The sequence below is a fragment of the Nocardia canadensis genome (assembly GCF_032656385.1).
Lineage (GTDB): Bacteria > Actinomycetota > Actinomycetes > Mycobacteriales > Mycobacteriaceae > Nocardia > Nocardia canadensis.
The window spans coordinates 611,893-626,780 of the sequence record NZ_JAVCWB010000010.1; the positions used below are offsets into that span (position 1 = coordinate 611,893).

The 14,888-nt window shown below is 69.3% G+C and carries 14 protein-coding genes; 7 read left to right on the forward strand and 7 right to left on the reverse strand.

All coding sequences use genetic code 11. The features are described 5' to 3' along the window. Positions 1–115: 115 nt before the first annotated feature. From Q7X29_RS26345 to Q7X29_RS26355, 3 genes are all read right to left on the reverse strand, one after another. Positions 116–1,066, reverse strand: a complete 951-nt coding sequence (locus Q7X29_RS26345) for a lysophospholipid acyltransferase family protein (protein WP_218719324.1) — start codon at positions 1,064–1,066, stop codon at positions 116–118. 5 nt (positions 1,067–1,071) lie between these two features. Then, on the reverse strand, positions 1,072–1,890 hold the full coding sequence (locus tag Q7X29_RS26350) for a GNAT family N-acetyltransferase (RefSeq protein ID WP_218719323.1): 819 nt from the start codon (positions 1,888–1,890) through the stop codon (positions 1,072–1,074). Positions 1,891–1,986: 96 nt separating this feature from the next. Next, positions 1,987–3,288, reverse strand: a complete 1,302-nt coding sequence (locus Q7X29_RS26355; protein ID WP_316575680.1) for an amidohydrolase — start codon at positions 3,286–3,288, stop codon at positions 1,987–1,989. Positions 3,289–3,387: 99 nt separating this feature from the next. Between Q7X29_RS26355 and Q7X29_RS26360 the strand changes: the two genes are divergently transcribed. The 5 genes from Q7X29_RS26360 (at position 3,388) to Q7X29_RS26380 (ending at position 9,733) form a co-directional block, all read left to right on the forward strand. Further along, positions 3,388–4,482: an Lrp/AsnC family transcriptional regulator gene (locus tag Q7X29_RS26360; RefSeq protein WP_218719322.1), complete on the forward strand. Its 1,095-nt coding sequence runs from the start codon at positions 3,388–3,390 to the stop codon at positions 4,480–4,482. 187 nt (positions 4,483–4,669) lie between these two features. Beyond that, the gene (locus Q7X29_RS26365; protein ID WP_316575681.1) at positions 4,670–6,205 is read left to right on the forward strand and encodes an ABC transporter substrate-binding protein; all 1,536 of its coding nucleotides are present in this window, start codon (positions 4,670–4,672) and stop codon (positions 6,203–6,205) included. Continuing rightward, positions 6,202–7,143 carry an ABC transporter permease gene (locus Q7X29_RS26370; RefSeq protein WP_218719320.1) on the forward strand — a complete coding sequence of 314 codons (942 nt, stop codon included), beginning with the start codon at positions 6,202–6,204 and terminating at the stop codon, positions 7,141–7,143. The genes Q7X29_RS26365 and Q7X29_RS26370 overlap by 4 nt, the downstream gene beginning before the upstream one ends. Further along, the gene (locus Q7X29_RS26375; RefSeq protein ID WP_316575682.1) at positions 7,140–8,966 is read left to right on the forward strand and encodes a dipeptide/oligopeptide/nickel ABC transporter permease/ATP-binding protein; all 1,827 of its coding nucleotides are present in this window, start codon (positions 7,140–7,142) and stop codon (positions 8,964–8,966) included. Before Q7X29_RS26370 ends, Q7X29_RS26375 begins: the two co-directional genes overlap by 4 nt. After that, positions 8,963–9,733, forward strand: coding sequence for an ATP-binding cassette domain-containing protein (locus Q7X29_RS26380; protein ID WP_218719318.1), 771 nt, complete (start codon positions 8,963–8,965; stop codon positions 9,731–9,733). The genes Q7X29_RS26375 and Q7X29_RS26380 overlap by 4 nt, the downstream gene beginning before the upstream one ends. A 61-nt stretch (positions 9,734–9,794) precedes the next feature. Here the strand turns inward: Q7X29_RS26380 and Q7X29_RS26385 are convergent, their stop codons facing one another. Continuing rightward, complete coding sequence (locus Q7X29_RS26385; RefSeq protein ID WP_218719317.1) at positions 9,795–11,087, reverse strand: NAD(P)/FAD-dependent oxidoreductase; 1,293 nt, start codon at positions 11,085–11,087, stop codon at positions 9,795–9,797. Positions 11,088–11,220: 133 nt separating this feature from the next. Here Q7X29_RS26385 and Q7X29_RS26390 point away from each other — a divergent pair, with 133 nt between their 5' ends. Next, entirely contained in the window at positions 11,221–12,075 is an 855-nt protein-coding gene (locus tag Q7X29_RS26390; protein ID WP_189027249.1) for a LysR family transcriptional regulator, read from the forward strand. Between the two features lie 6 nt (positions 12,076–12,081). Here Q7X29_RS26390 and Q7X29_RS26395 read toward each other — a convergent pair whose 3' ends face one another. After that, complete coding sequence (locus tag Q7X29_RS26395) at positions 12,082–13,041, reverse strand: aminoglycoside phosphotransferase family protein (RefSeq protein ID WP_316575683.1); 960 nt, start codon at positions 13,039–13,041, stop codon at positions 12,082–12,084. A gap of 114 nt (positions 13,042–13,155) precedes the next feature. Between Q7X29_RS26395 and Q7X29_RS26400 the strand changes: the two genes are divergently transcribed. Then, positions 13,156–13,614: a GNAT family N-acetyltransferase gene (locus Q7X29_RS26400; RefSeq protein ID WP_218719316.1), complete on the forward strand. Its 459-nt coding sequence runs from the start codon at positions 13,156–13,158 to the stop codon at positions 13,612–13,614. Here Q7X29_RS26400 and Q7X29_RS26405 read toward each other — a convergent pair. Both Q7X29_RS26405 and Q7X29_RS26410 read right to left on the reverse strand, forming a co-directional pair. Further along, a complete protein-coding gene (locus Q7X29_RS26405; RefSeq protein ID WP_316575684.1) occupies positions 13,611–14,186 on the reverse strand; it encodes a hypothetical protein in 576 nt (191 codons plus the stop codon). The two genes, Q7X29_RS26400 and Q7X29_RS26405, sit on opposite strands and share 4 nt — an antisense overlap. 136 nt (positions 14,187–14,322) lie before the next feature. Then, positions 14,323–14,757, reverse strand: a complete 435-nt coding sequence (locus tag Q7X29_RS26410; RefSeq protein WP_316575685.1) for a hypothetical protein — start codon at positions 14,755–14,757, stop codon at positions 14,323–14,325. Positions 14,758–14,888 lie beyond the last annotated feature (131 nt).

A 14,888-nucleotide genomic window follows, 5' to 3' on the forward strand; every position in this document is an offset into this window, starting at 1 on the left:
CCGATTCCCCGCCGGGCTCGGACCTGCGAATCCTCCGCAATTCGGTCAGACGAACGCCTTTACCGGAGACCGCGAGCGCGGTCCCCGGTAAAGGACGAGAAGCACCGACAATCGGTTACCAGGCAGTAGCCGATACCTTTTCCGGCGTCCGCTGATCGACCGACGGATCTTGCACGCGGGTGTTGCCCGCTTCGATCCATTCGGTGTCGCGCACGCCGTGGCGCGAGCGGTCCGTACCGCGCACGGCGGCCTCGCACCGCCGCGCGAGATCGCGGCGGTCCGACCCCGGGTGCTCCAGCGGCTCGAGCGAGATCTCGACGACCATGCCGCGACTGCGCAGTACCCGCTTCGCCGAGTCGGCGAAGCTGTCGTCGCCGACGAAACCGGGCACCGTGCACGGGACGCCGTGCCGGTCGAGGTAGCGCAGCCGAACCGGCTGCACCGGGGTGGTGGTGTCGATCGCGGCCTGGAACATGGCCGGGCGCATCGAGCCGTAGGCCCGCCCGCACCAGGTGGTGCCCTCCGGGAAGACCGCGATCCGGTTGCCCTCGGCCAGCCGCCGCCCGACCTGACCGACCACGCCCGGCAATTCGCGCAGGCGGGCCCGCTCGATCGGGATCACCCGGGTGAGCTGGGCCAGCTTGCCCAGCACCGGCCACTCGACCATGTCGGCGCGGGCGACGAAGCCGACCGGCTGCACCGCGGCCAGGGCGACCACGTCGGCCCAGCCGATGTGCCCGGTCACCACCATCACCGCGGTGCCCGGCTCGGCGAAGCCCGCCGTCGACGCGCCCTGCTCGGGGGTGCGGTTGTCGATGATGCGCAGTCGCATCCCCAGGCAACCGAGTGCGGCGCGGGCATACCGGCGCTGCACGTTCTCCCGGCGTGACCTCGGCGTCGCCGCGGTCAGCACGGGGAAGGTGAGCACCAGGCCGATCACCCCGGCCAGCCGGGCGATCGTCCTGGCGGTACCGACCTGGTCGATCGGTTCGATGCAGCGTGAACCACAGGGGCTCGACGGCATCCACGAGTGCGAGTGAGTGGCGGGCGGCGCGTCGAACACCATGGTGATTACTTCCCGTCGAAATTGGCGGCCGCGCTCTGCAGCCGCTCCAGATACCGGGTGTTGATGGTTTCCATGCCGAGCAGCGCGACGAAGTCGGCGACGGCGAAATCGGGATCGTGGGCCGGTTCGCCGCAGATCTCGGCGCCCAGGCGCAGGTATCCGCGCAGCAGCGGCGGGAGCTTGGGGCGGCTCGGCGGGGTCAGCTCGTCGAGGCAGAGCCCGTCGACGACGACGGGGCGGTGCGGGTGCACCCGGCGCTCGGGGTCGCAGGCGTGGCGGCCCAGCAGCAGGTCACGCACGCCGCGCACGTTCACCCCGGCCGGGTCCTGGGGGCCGTCCTGCATGGGCACCGAGACGCAGCCCATCACCCAGTCGTAGCCGGTGAGCTGGATGTAGTGCAGAATCCCCGCCCACATCAGGGTGAGCACCGAGCCGTTGCGGTGGTCGGGCACCACGCAGGCCCGGCCCATCTCGACGATCCGGTGACCGGTCGGGTCGAGCTGGGTGAGATCGAATTCGGTCGCCGTGTAGTACCCGCCCGCGGCGGTCACCTTGTCCGGCGGCAACATCCGGTAGCAGCCGACGAACTGCTCGGTGAACTCGTCACGGACCAGCAGGTGGTCGCAGTGCTCGTCGAACCGGTCGGCGTCCAGGCCGGTGCCGTTGTCGGGCATCCGGAACCCGGGTTCGGAGGCGAAGACCTGGAATCGGAGCCGCTGCGCGGCCTCCCTGTGCTCGGCATCGGACGCGACGACCAGACTGTACCGAGACTTCCCCACCCCGGAGTCCGGCGCCGGCGCGGTCAACACGGACGAAATTGTCATACCGCTGATGAAGCCAGTCCGAGCTGGCATCGGGGCGACACATCGGTGTCGTGTCGATGCCCGTTCGGTGAACGAGATGGGGGTCACACCGAGCGTTCATTTCACGGCCGCACAACATTCGCCGATACCCAGTTCCGCCCGTACGGCAGCACCCATCGCGGCGATCGCGGCGGGCAGCGTCACCGCCGGATCGGGGGCGAATCGCGAGGAGTGATTGACCGGGAAATGCGGCGGTAGCGTGCCTTCGGCCAGCATATAGGCCGCGTCGTCGGGGCCGAAGCGATCGGGGCCGAAGCCACCGATGTTCCAGAACACCGACGGACAGCCTGCCGCCGTGCCGAGGAGACCGAAGTCCTCACTGCCGCTGAGCGGGTTCCTCAAGGGCAGCACAGCCAACCCGGTCGCGCCGAGTTCGGCCATCACCCGCTCGGTGGCGCCCACAGTGTTCACCGTCATCGGGAAGTGGTCGTAGAACTCGACCTCCGGCGCGATGGCGGTACCCGCCGCCGCGGCCTCGGCCGCGACGACCCGCCGGATCGCCTCCATCATCTGCGCGCGGGAACGCTCGGAGAACGTGCGCAGAGTGAGCAGGAGTTCGGCGTTCTCGGCAATGATGTTCGGCCGCGTGCCCACGTGCAACGAACCCGCGGTGAGTACCGGACTCGACCCTACGGCCGCCTGACGCGCGACCAGGCCGTCCAAGCGCAGGACGAGCGAGGCGGCCATGGTCAGCGGATTCACGGCCAGATGCGGACTCGACCCGTGTCCGCCGATGCCCGCCAGCCGCACCCGCACCGAGTCCGATGCCGCCATCAGGGTGTCGCTGCGGGTGAGGACCAGTCCGGCCGGGGTCGGCCCGACGTGCTGCCCGAGACAGATATCCGGGCGTGGAAAGCGCTCCAGCAGACCGTCGTTCAACATGCCGGCCGCACCCGCGCCGGTTTCCTCCGCGGGCTGGAAGATCGCGACGACGGTACCGGTGACGGTATCGCCGGCGGCCAATTCGGCGCAGACACCGAGCAACGCGGCCACGTGTATGTCGTGTCCGCATGCGTGCATGACACCGGACACGGTCGAGGCGTAGTCCAGTCCGGTGTCCTCGTGCACCGGCAGCGCGTCCATATCGGCCCGCATCCACACGACCGGGCCCGGCCCGCCCCGCAGGACCCCGACCACGCCGGTGCCGCCGACCCGTTCGGTGACCTCCCAGCCCGGCAGCGCGCGCAGCTGTTCGGCTACCAGGCTCGCGGTGGCGAATTCCCTGCCCGACAGTTCCGGATGGGCGTGCAACTGCCGGTACACCCGCTGCCAGGGGTCCTCGGTGGTCGCCGGGACGATCGTTCGACCGAGCCCGGCGAGGGGGGACGGGGTCGATAGCGCGCTGAGTTCGTTCACCACGGTGGGCTCCTCGGATGGAAGGGCTGGGCCGCTTCACGGTGCCGATCGAGTCGCCGGACCGATACAATTTGCCGGATCTCGCCGTTGAAAGGCCCAACTATGCAGAATTCCGCCACGCTGGACGAGCTCGACTACGAATTGGTGGCGGCCCTACAGGTGGCGCCGCGGGCACAGTGGCAGCAGATCGGACGTGCCCTCGGCATCGACGGCTCCACCGCGGCACGCCGCTGGGCGCGGCTGCACAGCGAGGGCCTGGCCTGGCTCACCTGCTATCCGCTCAGCATCGACGGCGTGTCGCCGATCCTCGCCGTCATCGAAATCGACTGTGCTCCAGGACGTCTGCATGAAGTAGCGGCCGAACTCGCCCTCGATGTGAACCTGGTGACCGTCGAACTCACCACGGGTGCGCGCGACCTGATGATCACCGCGGCCTTCTTCGACCACGCGTCCCTGGCCCGCTATGTCACCTTCCGGCTCGGCGCCCTCGCCGGTGTGGTCACCACCCGCTCGCAGGTGGTGACCACCTCGTTCACCGAGGGCAGCCGCTGGCGGCTCGATCGGACCCGGATGGCCCACACCGCGTTGTCGGCGCAGACCCAGCGCCGCACGCCCGGTTACGGCTCCATCCACGCCGCCGACATCCCGCTGGTGACCGAACTCAGTCGCGACTGCAGGCAGTCGGTCACCACTCTGGCCGAGCGCACCGGGATGAGCCCGACCACCGTGCGCAGGCGACTGGCGCGACTCGACCACGACAACGCCATCGCCTATCGCTGCGAAGTGGCGCGGTTCGCGTCGGGCTGGCCGCTCAGCGTCACCTTCTGGGCCGCAACGCCGCTGGCGCGGGCCGCCGAGATCGGCCACGCGATCGCGGCGATGCGCGAGACCCGCATGTGCTACTCGATGACCGGGCCGCGCAATCTGATCTTCAACGTCTGGCTGCGCACAATGGCCGATATGCCCGCCTTCGAGGCGCGGCTCACCGAAGCCATGCCGGACCTCGCCATCGCCGATCGGTCGATGGCGCTGTGGCCGCTGAAGATCGGCGCTACCCTGCTCGACCCCCACGGGCGCTACCTGCGCCACATTCCGATCGGTCGCTGGGCGGACCGCACGGCTTCCGGAGCCGAGGACGCGCTCGTCGATGCCCTGCGCACGCGCGCCACGGCGGCCGACTCACCCACCGATCGATAGAACCCGGCGGCCCGCCGCCGGCGCGCAGCGCGAGCCGGGCCCCGCCGGTGGCGATTATCCTCGGCAAAACAACCTTCTCCGCCCGTATTCGGCACCAGCGCGCCCGCAATGGCCGACATTTGCGATAGTCCGGCGTTCGGCAGCGACGCTGCTTCCTTGATGTCACCTCACGCATCAAGGAGTTCGCATGAAACGCCCCCTCTTCGCAGCGTGTGTCGCGGCGGTCGCGACACTCGCCGCGTGCACGACATCGCAGACCGCCGATCGGGGCGGCGCGTCCGGCGGGACGGTGCGCCTGGCGCTGACCTCCGACGTCGGTAGCTTCGATCCCGCACGGGCGGCCGGATCCTCCGAGTACGCCGTCGACCGGCTGCTCTACTCGACGCTGGTCGGCCTCGACGACGACAACGTCGTCGTCCCGCGCCTGGCCGCGTCGTGGGATGTCACCGCGACGCAGGCCACCTTCACTTTGCAGCAGGGCCTGACCTGCTCGGACGGGGCCCCGCTCACCGCGCGCCAGGTCGCCGCATCGCTGGAGTACTTCCGCAAGACGGCTCCGGGCGCGGCGTACACGTTCGGCCCGGCCAATGGCGGCGACAAGACCACCATCACCGGCGACGACGCGGCCGGCACCGTCTCGGTACGCATGGCCACGCCCTGGACGGAGTTGCTCCCCTCGCTGGGCTTGGTCAACTCGGGCATCATCTGTCAGCCCGGTCTGGACGACCCCACCGGTCTGGCCACCGGTTCGGTGGTCGGCGCAGGCACCGGCCCCTACGTCCTGACAGCGAGTGAACGCGGCTCCCGCTACATCGCCTCCCTGCGCGAGGGTTTCGACGCGTTTCCCGCTTTCGCCGCCGACCGGGCGGGCCGCTCCCCCGCCACGCTCGAGCTCAGCATCGTCAAGAGCGAATCCGCCGCGGCCAATCTCCTGCAGACCGGTCAGCTCGACTTCGCCGGCTTCACCGGTCCCGACGGGACCCGATTGGCACAGGGCTTCGACACCGAGACCGCGCCGATGGTCCGCAACTTCCTGTTCTTCAACCAGCGCGCGGGCAAGCCGGGCGCCGACGCGGAGTTCCGCAAGGCCGTGGGACAAGCCATGGACGCTCCGGCCTACAACAAGGTCCTCGGCGGCTCGGGAACCCTGCTGAAGAGCTATGTCGACGACACCGCCAATGTCTGCGCCAACACCGACGATGCCCTGCTGACCCGGCACGACCTCGCGGCGGCCACCCGAGTTCTGGCAGGCAAGAAGATCACGGTGACCGGCACCAACGCGATCGCCGACGGCGCGGGCAACACCTATGTCGCCGAGGCACTGCGCGCGGCCGGAGCCGAGGTGAAGCTGGTCAATGTCGACAACAACACCTGGGCCTCGTCGGTGCTACCCGGCGGGGACTGGGACATCAACGTGATGGCGTCGCTGTCGACCACGCTGCTCACCGCGTCCAACCTGCTCACCGGTGCCGAACCGCCGGCGGGTCGCAACTACGGCGCGACCCACAACGACGCCTTCGACGAGGGTCTGCGCGCGGCGGTCGTCACCACCGACCAGACGGCCAAATGCGCAGCCTGGCAACGGGGTCAGGCGGGGCTGCTCAGCGCCGTCGACATCGTGCCGTTGTCGACGCTGAACGTGCGCTACGTTTTCGCCGACGGTGTGCGCGCACACATCCCCAACGGCCAGATCGACCTCAGCACCCTGCGGATCGGCGCGTGACAGGGTGGATCGGCTTCGCGGTGCGCCGCGCGGCCGGACTCCTCGCCGTGGCCGTGGTGCTCGTCGTAGTCACCTTCGCCATGATCCAGCTCATTCCCGGTGACCCCGCCGAATCGCTGGCCGGGCAGAACGCGACCCAGGCCGACATCGCCCGGATCCGGGCCGAACTGGGCCTGGACCGCCCGCTGCTCACCCGCTTCACCGACTACGTGTCGGGGCTGGCCCAGGGTGATCTCGGCAGGTCGTTCCAGACCAGGGAGGCGGTCTCGGACGTGATCGCGACGCGGCTGCCGTTCACCGCCGAGCTGGCGGTGTTCTCGCTGATCCTGGTGCTCGCGGTCGCGCTGCCACTCGGCATCGCGGTCGCGGCACGACACAGCAGGCGGGCCGACGGGGCGTTCACCCTGACCACCGGATTGCTCGGTGCCGTCCCGGAATACGTGGTCGGTACGGCGCTGGTGGTGATCTTCGCGATCATGCTCGGGGTGTTGCCCGCGGGTGGCGCGCAGACCGCGCAGTCGCTGATCCTGCCGGTGCTGGCGATCAGCCTGCCCAGCCTGTGTGTGATGGCACGGGTGGTGCGACGCGAAGCCGGAAACGTCTTGTCCCAGGACTACATCCGTACCGCGCGCGGTAGACGGCTGCCCCTGCTACGGCTGTATCTGCGGCACGTACTGCCCAACCTGCTCACTGCCGTCATGACCCTGAGCGGTCTGGTCCTGGCCTCGATGCTGGGCGGCACGGTGATCGTGGAGACCGTGTTCGCCTGGCCAGGCATCGGCCAGCGGGTGGTCGACGCGTTGCTGGTGCGCGACTACCCGGTGATCCAGGGCTGCGTCCTGGTTCTCGGACTGCTGGCCGCCGTGCTGAACCTACTGGTCGACATCGCGCTGGCGATTCTCGACCCGCGCTCCTCGCTCGCCGGAGGCAACCGATGAAGACTCGTCCCCATCCCTCCCTGGTGGCCGGTGCGGTCGGCTTCGCCGTCGTCGTCCTGGTCGCCCTCCTCGCCCCGCCCCTGCTGCACGACACCGCCACCGCCATGTCCGACACGGTGCGCGGCGGGAGCAGCGCCGAGCACTGGCTCGGGACGGACTCACTCGGGCGCGATGTGTTGGCGCGGGTCCTGGTCGCGACCCGGCTCACGGTGGTGTTGACCACCGTGGCGACCGTGCTCGCCGCTGCCGTCGGCATCGCGATCGGTACCGCGGTGTGGGTGTCCGGGCCCCGGATCCGTGAAGTCGGGCTCCGGATCATCGACATCATGGTCACCGCCCCGACGCTGATCATGGCGCTGGTGATCGCCACCATTCTCGGCGCGGGTCCGACCGCCTCGGTGATCGCCATCGTGCTCGGCGGCTCGCCGTCGTTCGCACGGCTCACCGCCAACCTCGCCGGCTCGGTCGCCGGGCGCGACTTCGTCTCCACCGCCAGACTTCTCGGAGTCTCACCGGCGCGGGTGATGAGCAGGCATTTGCTGCCCAACATCGCCGGACCGCTGACAGTGCTGTTCTCCTCCGCGTACGCGCAGGTGCTGGTCGCGCTGTCGGGTCTGTCGTTCCTCGGGCTCGGCGTGCAGAACCCCCAATTCGACTGGGGCTCACTGCTCAACGGCGGACTGCGCTCGCTCTACACCACACCGGCGGAAGCTCTGGGTCCCGCTGTCGCGATCACGGTGACCGGGGTGTTCGCCTCGCTGATCGGTGACGGCCTCGCCGCCACTATCGATCCGCGCGAGCGCACCGCCCCGCGGCGAGCACCGGCGGTCACCGCACCGGTCACCCCGAAAGCTCCCGAGCCCGGCGCACTGCTGACGATCACCGACCTCAGCGTCGAGTTGGACAGTGGTGTCCGCCTGGTCGATTCGGTCTCACTGCGGGTGGCGCCGGGCGAGATCGTCGGCCTCGTCGGTGAATCGGGCTCGGGTAAGTCGTTGACGGCGATGGCGGTGGCCCGGTTGTTGCCCGACGAACTCACCATCAGGGCGGCCTGCCTCGATCTGGACGGGCTCGACCTGACGAGCACCGACAGCGACCCGGCGCGATTGGCGACCGCGCTCGGCATCGTCTACCAGGACCCGTCCGCTTCCTTCAATCCCGCGCTGCGCATCGGTACCCAGCTGACCGAAGTGCTACGCGTGCACGGCAAGACGACACGACGCGAGGCTATGGCACGGGCCACCGAGGCCCTGCGCCGGGTACATGTGCGGCAGCCGGAGACAGTGCTCGGCCAGTATCCCCACCAGCTCTCGGGCGGAATGCGGCAGCGGGCGATGATCGCCGCTGCGGTGCTGCCCGATCCCCGGTTGATCATCGCCGACGAGGCGACGACCGCACTCGATGTGACCGTGCAGGCGGAGGTCCTGGACCTGCTGCGGGAGATCAATGACCGCGGTACCGGAATGTTGTTCATCTCCCACGACATCGGTGTGGTCGGCACGCTCTGCCATCGCGTGGTGGTGATGTACTCCGGGCGGGTGGTCGAGGAGCTGACCGCTGCGGAACTGCGCGCCGGACGCGCTCGGCACCCGTACACGCGCGCCCTGCTCGCGGCCAGCCCGACCCTCGACGGCAGCGCGCCCGGAGGCAGGCTGGCGACCATCCCCGGCCGCCCGCCCGCACCCGCCGACCGGCCGATCGGGTGCGCCTTCGCGCCACGGTGTCCGCTCGCGGTGCCACGTTGCGCGGCCGAGCCGCCACCGCGAATCGGCGGCGTTGCCTGCCATGTCGTCGAGGCCGCACAGGAGGTTCCCACGCGATGACCACAGGACTCGAGATCACCGGGCTCAGCATCGCCTACGGCTCGGGCCGACACGCCACGACCGTGGTCGACGAGGTCACCCTGCGGGTGCCGACCGGCCGAACCCTCGGCCTGGTCGGCGAATCCGGCTCGGGCAAGTCGACGATCGCCAAGGCAGTGGTCGGGCTCGTGGCGCCCACCGCCGGGCGGATCACCCTCGACGGTCAGTCACTCACCGGAAAGTCACCGCGCCGGTTGCGGCGCCGCGTGCAACTGGTGTCCCAAGATCCCTACGCCTCGTTGAACCCGCGCATGACCATCGGGCGGGCCATCGCCGAAGCCATCGACCCGACCCGCGCCGATCCGCGCGTACACGCCGAGGCGATCGGGCGACGGCTGGCGACGGTATCGCTGGATCCCAGCGCAGCAGGGCGTTATCCCCACGAGTTCTCCGGCGGCCAGCGTCAGCGGATCGCGATCGCCCGGGCGCTGGCGGTGGAACCGGAGGTGATCATCGCCGATGAGATCACCTCCGCGCTGGACTGCTCGGTGCAGGCAGAAGTTCTCAATCTGCTGCTCGATCTGCGCGAACGCCTCGCGTTGACGATGCTGTTCATCTCGCACGACCTGGCGGTGGTGCGCCATGTCAGTGACGCGGTGGCGGTGCTGCGGCACGGCAAGCTCGTCGAATCCGGGCCCTGCGCCCAGATCTACGAGGCTCCGGCCGCGGCCTATACGCGCACGTTGCTGGCCAGCGTGCCCACCTTCGCGGCCGCCTCGCATCGCTGATCGCCGCTGACCGACAGCGACAGCGCCCCGTCATCGTGATGACGGGGCGCTGTCGTCTCGGTCAGACCGCGATGTGCTCTCGCGTGTCGGGCTGGTGCTCGGCCTGTCGGGCGTCGACCTTCGTCTCGGCCGCGTCGGCGAAGCCGGGGCGGGCGGTGCCGATGAAGGCCACCAGCCACGAGGCGACCGCGGCGAAGCGGTTGCGGAAGCCGACCAGGTACATCAGGTGCACGGCCAGCCACATCGCCCAGGCGATGGTGCCCTTGAACGTGATGCGGTCGTTGAGCTTGACCACCGCGCTGAAGCGGCTGATCACCGCCATGCTGCCCTTGTCCCAGTAGACGAACGGCGTGCCCGCGTCCTTCTTGCGCCGGATGATGTCGGCGGCGTGGCGACCCTCCTGCATGGCGACCGGCGACTGGCCGGGGTAGCCGTTGAGCGAGGTCATGTCGCCGATGGCGAAGATGTCGGCGTGGCCGCCGACGGTCAGGTCGGGGTTGATCAGCAGCCGGCCCGCGCGGTCGGTCTCGGCGCCGGTGGCCTCGGCCAGCAGTGCCGCGAATCCGCCCGCCTGCACGCCGGCCGACCACACCACGGTCTCGGCGGCGATGCCGCGCTCGATGCCCTCGGCGTCCTTGACCGTCACTTTGCCCTCGTCGATATCGGTGACGAAGGTCCCGAGCAGCACCTCGACGCCGCTGTCGGTCAGCGAGCGCTTCGCGTATTCCGAGAGCCCGCCGCCGAACGGGGGCAGCACCGCGCCGGCGCCCTCGACCAGGGTCACCGAGACCTCCTGGTGGAAGTGCCGCTTGGCCAGTTCCTTGATCTGGCCCGCCACCTCGACGCCGGTCGCGCCCGCGCCGACGACGACGAAGCTGAGCAGCCTGCGCCGGGTCGCCTCGTCGGCGTTCTCGGCCGCGGCGAACACCGAGGCGATCTGGTCGCGCAGGCGCTGGGCGTCGTCGATGGTCTTGAGCGAGAAGGTCTTGTCGGCGAAGTCGTCGCGGCCGAAGTAGCTCTGGCTGGCGCCGGTGGCCGCGATCAGCGAGCCGTAGCCGATCTGGCGGGTACCCTCGGCGGTCTCGTAGGTGAGCACGGCGGCCTCGGCGTCGATCGCGGTCACCTTGCCGAGCCGGACGTCGGCCTCGGGGTGACGGCGCAGTACGTTCTTGATCGGCGGTGCGATCTCCTCGGGCGCGAGCACGCCGGTGGCCACCTGGTAGAGCAGGGGCTGGAACAGGTGCTCGGGCGTGCTCGAGATCAGGACGTAGTTGATTCGTGACTTGCTCAGTTGCTTGGCAGCGGCGAGTCCGCCGAAGCCCGAACCGACGATGACGACATCCGTGTGTTCCATGATCGCGCGCTCCAAGATCGGTAATGAGTCCTTTCATATGAGTAAACGCGATGCGGAACGCAGATGTTTCCAGTGTTTGGGCGCATACTGAAGATGACTCTTATCTGTATAACTAATCAATAGGAGGGACCTGGTGGAACTTCGCCAGCTGGCGTACTTCGTCGCGGTCTGTGAGGAGCTCAGTTTCAGCCGCGCGGCGAGCCGCTGCTTCATCTCCCAATCCGCGATCAGCCACCAGATCGCGAGACTCGAACGTGACCTCGGCGCCCAGCTGTTCGAGCGCACGACCCGCGCCGTCGTCCCCACCGACGCCACCCTGCGCCTGCTGCCGCTGGCCAAGCAGATGCTGAGTCTGGAGTCCGCGATCCGCGCCGCCGTGCGCACCACCGGCCCGCGCATCCGGCTCGCCGCCAACATGTCGTTCGCGGCCCGGTCGCTGTCCGCGATCGCCGCCGCCCGCGCCGCCCACCCCGACGCCGAGATCGAGTACGTCATCAAGCCGTTCCGTCAGCGGATCACGGCTGTGGCCGACGGTGACTGCGATCTGGCGCTGATCCGCGGCAGTGTGGATCAGCCGGGGCTGGCGGTGGAGCAGTTGTGGGTCGAGGATCTGGTGATCGCGATCTCGAGCAGTCACCCGCTGGCGGGCAAAGGGGTCGTCACGCTCGCCGACCTCAGTCCCTATCCGCTGTTGCTCCCGCCCGAGCAGGAACAGGTCCTGCTGCACACCCTGATCCGCTCGGCCTTCGCCGATCTTCCGGTCGGCCCCACCTTCGGTCCACCGATTCCCCCCGACCACACCGCCACGATGGAACTGCTCAACCGGCCCGAGTCCTGGACGGTCCTCTACGAGGGCCCGACCAAGGGGCTGCTCACCCTGGACCTCACCGACCACCGCCTGCGTATCCCGGTGTCGGCGGTGCTGCGTGAGGACGCACGCCAGAATCCGATCGTGAACACCCTGCTGGACGCGTTGCACCGGCGGTAGGAGCGGCTAGCCGATGGGCGAGCTCGCCAGGGCGTGTGCGACGGCCAAGTGGAGCGGCAGCGTCTCGGCATCGTCGTCCTCGACCGACCAGATGATCTCCTCGATCGCGCGCAGGAAGGCCCAGCCGTGGGCGCGGTCGGCGGGGATGCCGAGGTCACGTGCCGTCGCGGCGACGACGGCACGGGCGTGCTCGGGGGTCGGGGAGGACTGCACCTGGATCATGATCACAAAGCCCGCGTCGAAGGCGGCTTCGCCGAGGTAGGGCTTCGGATCGATGAGCAGCCACGGTTCGCGTTCGGCGGCAACGATATTGCCGAGGTGGGTGTCGCGATTGACGACGAGCAGCGGGCCCACCGGAACCGCGAGGCGCGCGCACCACGCCAGTGCCCGCTCGCGCAGAGCGTCCGGAAGGACCTCGGCGAGTTCGGGTTCCGGCTGCTGGAGCCGCGCGGTCCACTGCGCGACCACGTCGGTCGCGATCGGTAGTGCCGGATAGTCCTCGGGAACGTCGACCGGCTCCCGCCGCAACCGGCGTAGCAGCCCGCAGGCCAGGCGGACCCGCTCGGTGTTCTCCGGCCTGCCCTCCAGACTCGGGAACCCCGGCTGCTCCAGCAGCGGCTCCCCCGGCCGCGCCCACTCCATCAGCATCGCGCCACTGTCGACGTCGAACCGGTACAGCGTCGCCGCCCCGTCCCCGCCGTAGCAATACAGCCCGGTCGCCTCCGCCGCGTTCTCTTCGTCGACCACCGGCACCTTGAGCACCGCCACCGACCCGTCCCCGCGGCGCACCGGCGCGACGAACGCGTGCGTCCCACCCTCGAACGCCGGGCCGATCAGCATCAGCTCCCAAGCCCCACAGAGCTTTTCCACCAGCGCGGGCAGGTCGTCCAGCCACCGCTCCCCCGCGGCCCCGAACACCGCCCGTACCGTCTCCTCGACCTCCGGCGGCACTACGATCGGCAACATCGTCACCCATCCCACCCTGCCATGCCGATCCGCGTGCCGGGAGAGCCCCACCGGGCATCCGGGTGACCCGAAACCCGCTCGACAGCGCGGTATCCGGCCTGCGATTCTGCCCACATGACCGACACCCCACTACCCGAGATCCCCGACGGTTACGAGGTCTCCACCGAGACCGCCCGCATCGACGCCGCCCGCGTGCACACCTGGCTGTCCACCGACTCGTACTGGGCCATGGGCAGAACCCGCGAGCTGCAGGACCGCGCCATCGCGGAATCACTCAATTTCGGAGTGTACGAACGTGTTTCGGGCGAGCAGGTCGCCTACGCGCGCGTGATCACCGACCGGACGACCTTCGCGTGGCTGTGCGATGTGTACGTGGATCGCGCGGTACGCGGCAAGGGGGTCGGCGTCGCGCTGGTCGCCGCGATCCGCGACCACCTCGCCCCCGACAACCTGCGCCGCGTCGTGCTCGCCACCCACGACGCCCACGGCCTCTACGAGAAGTTCGGCTTCGAAACCCTCACCGACCCGGACAAGTGGATGGTGCTCGGCCGCCCGGTGAACGCTCCCGGCTAGACGAACCCTTCCTCGACGAGGTCGAACCCGTCCGGCCGAACCCGATGCCGTTGGCCCGAACCACCGGCCACCCGGCACCAGCTGGATACCTCGAGTTCGTCCGCATCGGCGACCAGCTCGATCGCGAAGCCGCCGTACATGCCCGGAATCGCCGCCCACAGCGTCGCGCCCGGGTACTCGAGCAGCGGTGTCAGCGGCGGCGGTCGGAAGCCGCACTTCCGGCACAGGTCCAGCACTCGCCCCAGAATCACGGCGTGCAGCTGGCATTCGAGCTGGGCCGGCACCGTCGCGTCGACCTCGCGCACCAACCGGGGCGCGAGCAGACCCGCCAGCTGATCCTTACCGCGCGCGGCCGCGATGTCCGCGGCGGTATCGCCGTCGGCGGTCCGCAGGGTCCGCCATGCCCCGAGCCCGAGCAGTCGTTCGACGACCGACTCCGGCGCACCGTGCCACGCGGCTTGATGCAGCGGCGCGAAACCCGAACTGCCGGCGTCGGCCAACCGGTCACGCGCGGCTATCTCCTTGTCATCGAAGAAGTTTCGCCGATACCAGCCCCACCACACCATCTCCACGAGCACAACATAGCCACCGGCTCGACCACCGTTCCAGCAGTGGTCGCACGGCCTCCACAAGGAGGCCCTCCACTCGAAACGCCGCGGCAATCCCCGGTCACCGGAGAAACCTTCGACGCATCGGAGACACGAAACATCAGAAGGCCAGCGCGGACCAGGGGACCTCGATCGGGAAAGGTTGAGGGAATGACACCGTGCCGTCGGCATCGTTGATCCACTCGTCGACGAGTCGATAGTCGACAGGGTGCAGTGGACCACCTAGACAACGGTGTATCAAGAAGTCCGGGGTGACAAAGTCCGACTTTCCGGTCGAACCGAGGAACACGGTCGTCTCGAGATTGGCGACCCAGCAACGGTCAGGGTGCCCCGCCATGTCGTCTCCCGCGGACCGCTCCAGCGCATTGGTCAGCCGACGCATGAAGATCTGATGCTCGCCGGGGCCACGCCGCAGCCAGACGACCCGACCCTCCCAGAGCTCGATCTGGCCGGCGATCTCATCCGGAAGTTGCCCCAACTGCTCCCACGTCATGAATTCGGGCAGGTCAGGACGGTCGATACCGGACAGGGACATGCATTAGGTGAATCGACCGCCTCGATCAGCGGCAACGACGACCGGCCACACCACGGTGCACAGCCCACCCGGACAGAAGTCGCCGAAGCGGTGTCAGCAGGGCGCGGGCTACGACATCTCTCGCGAGACGC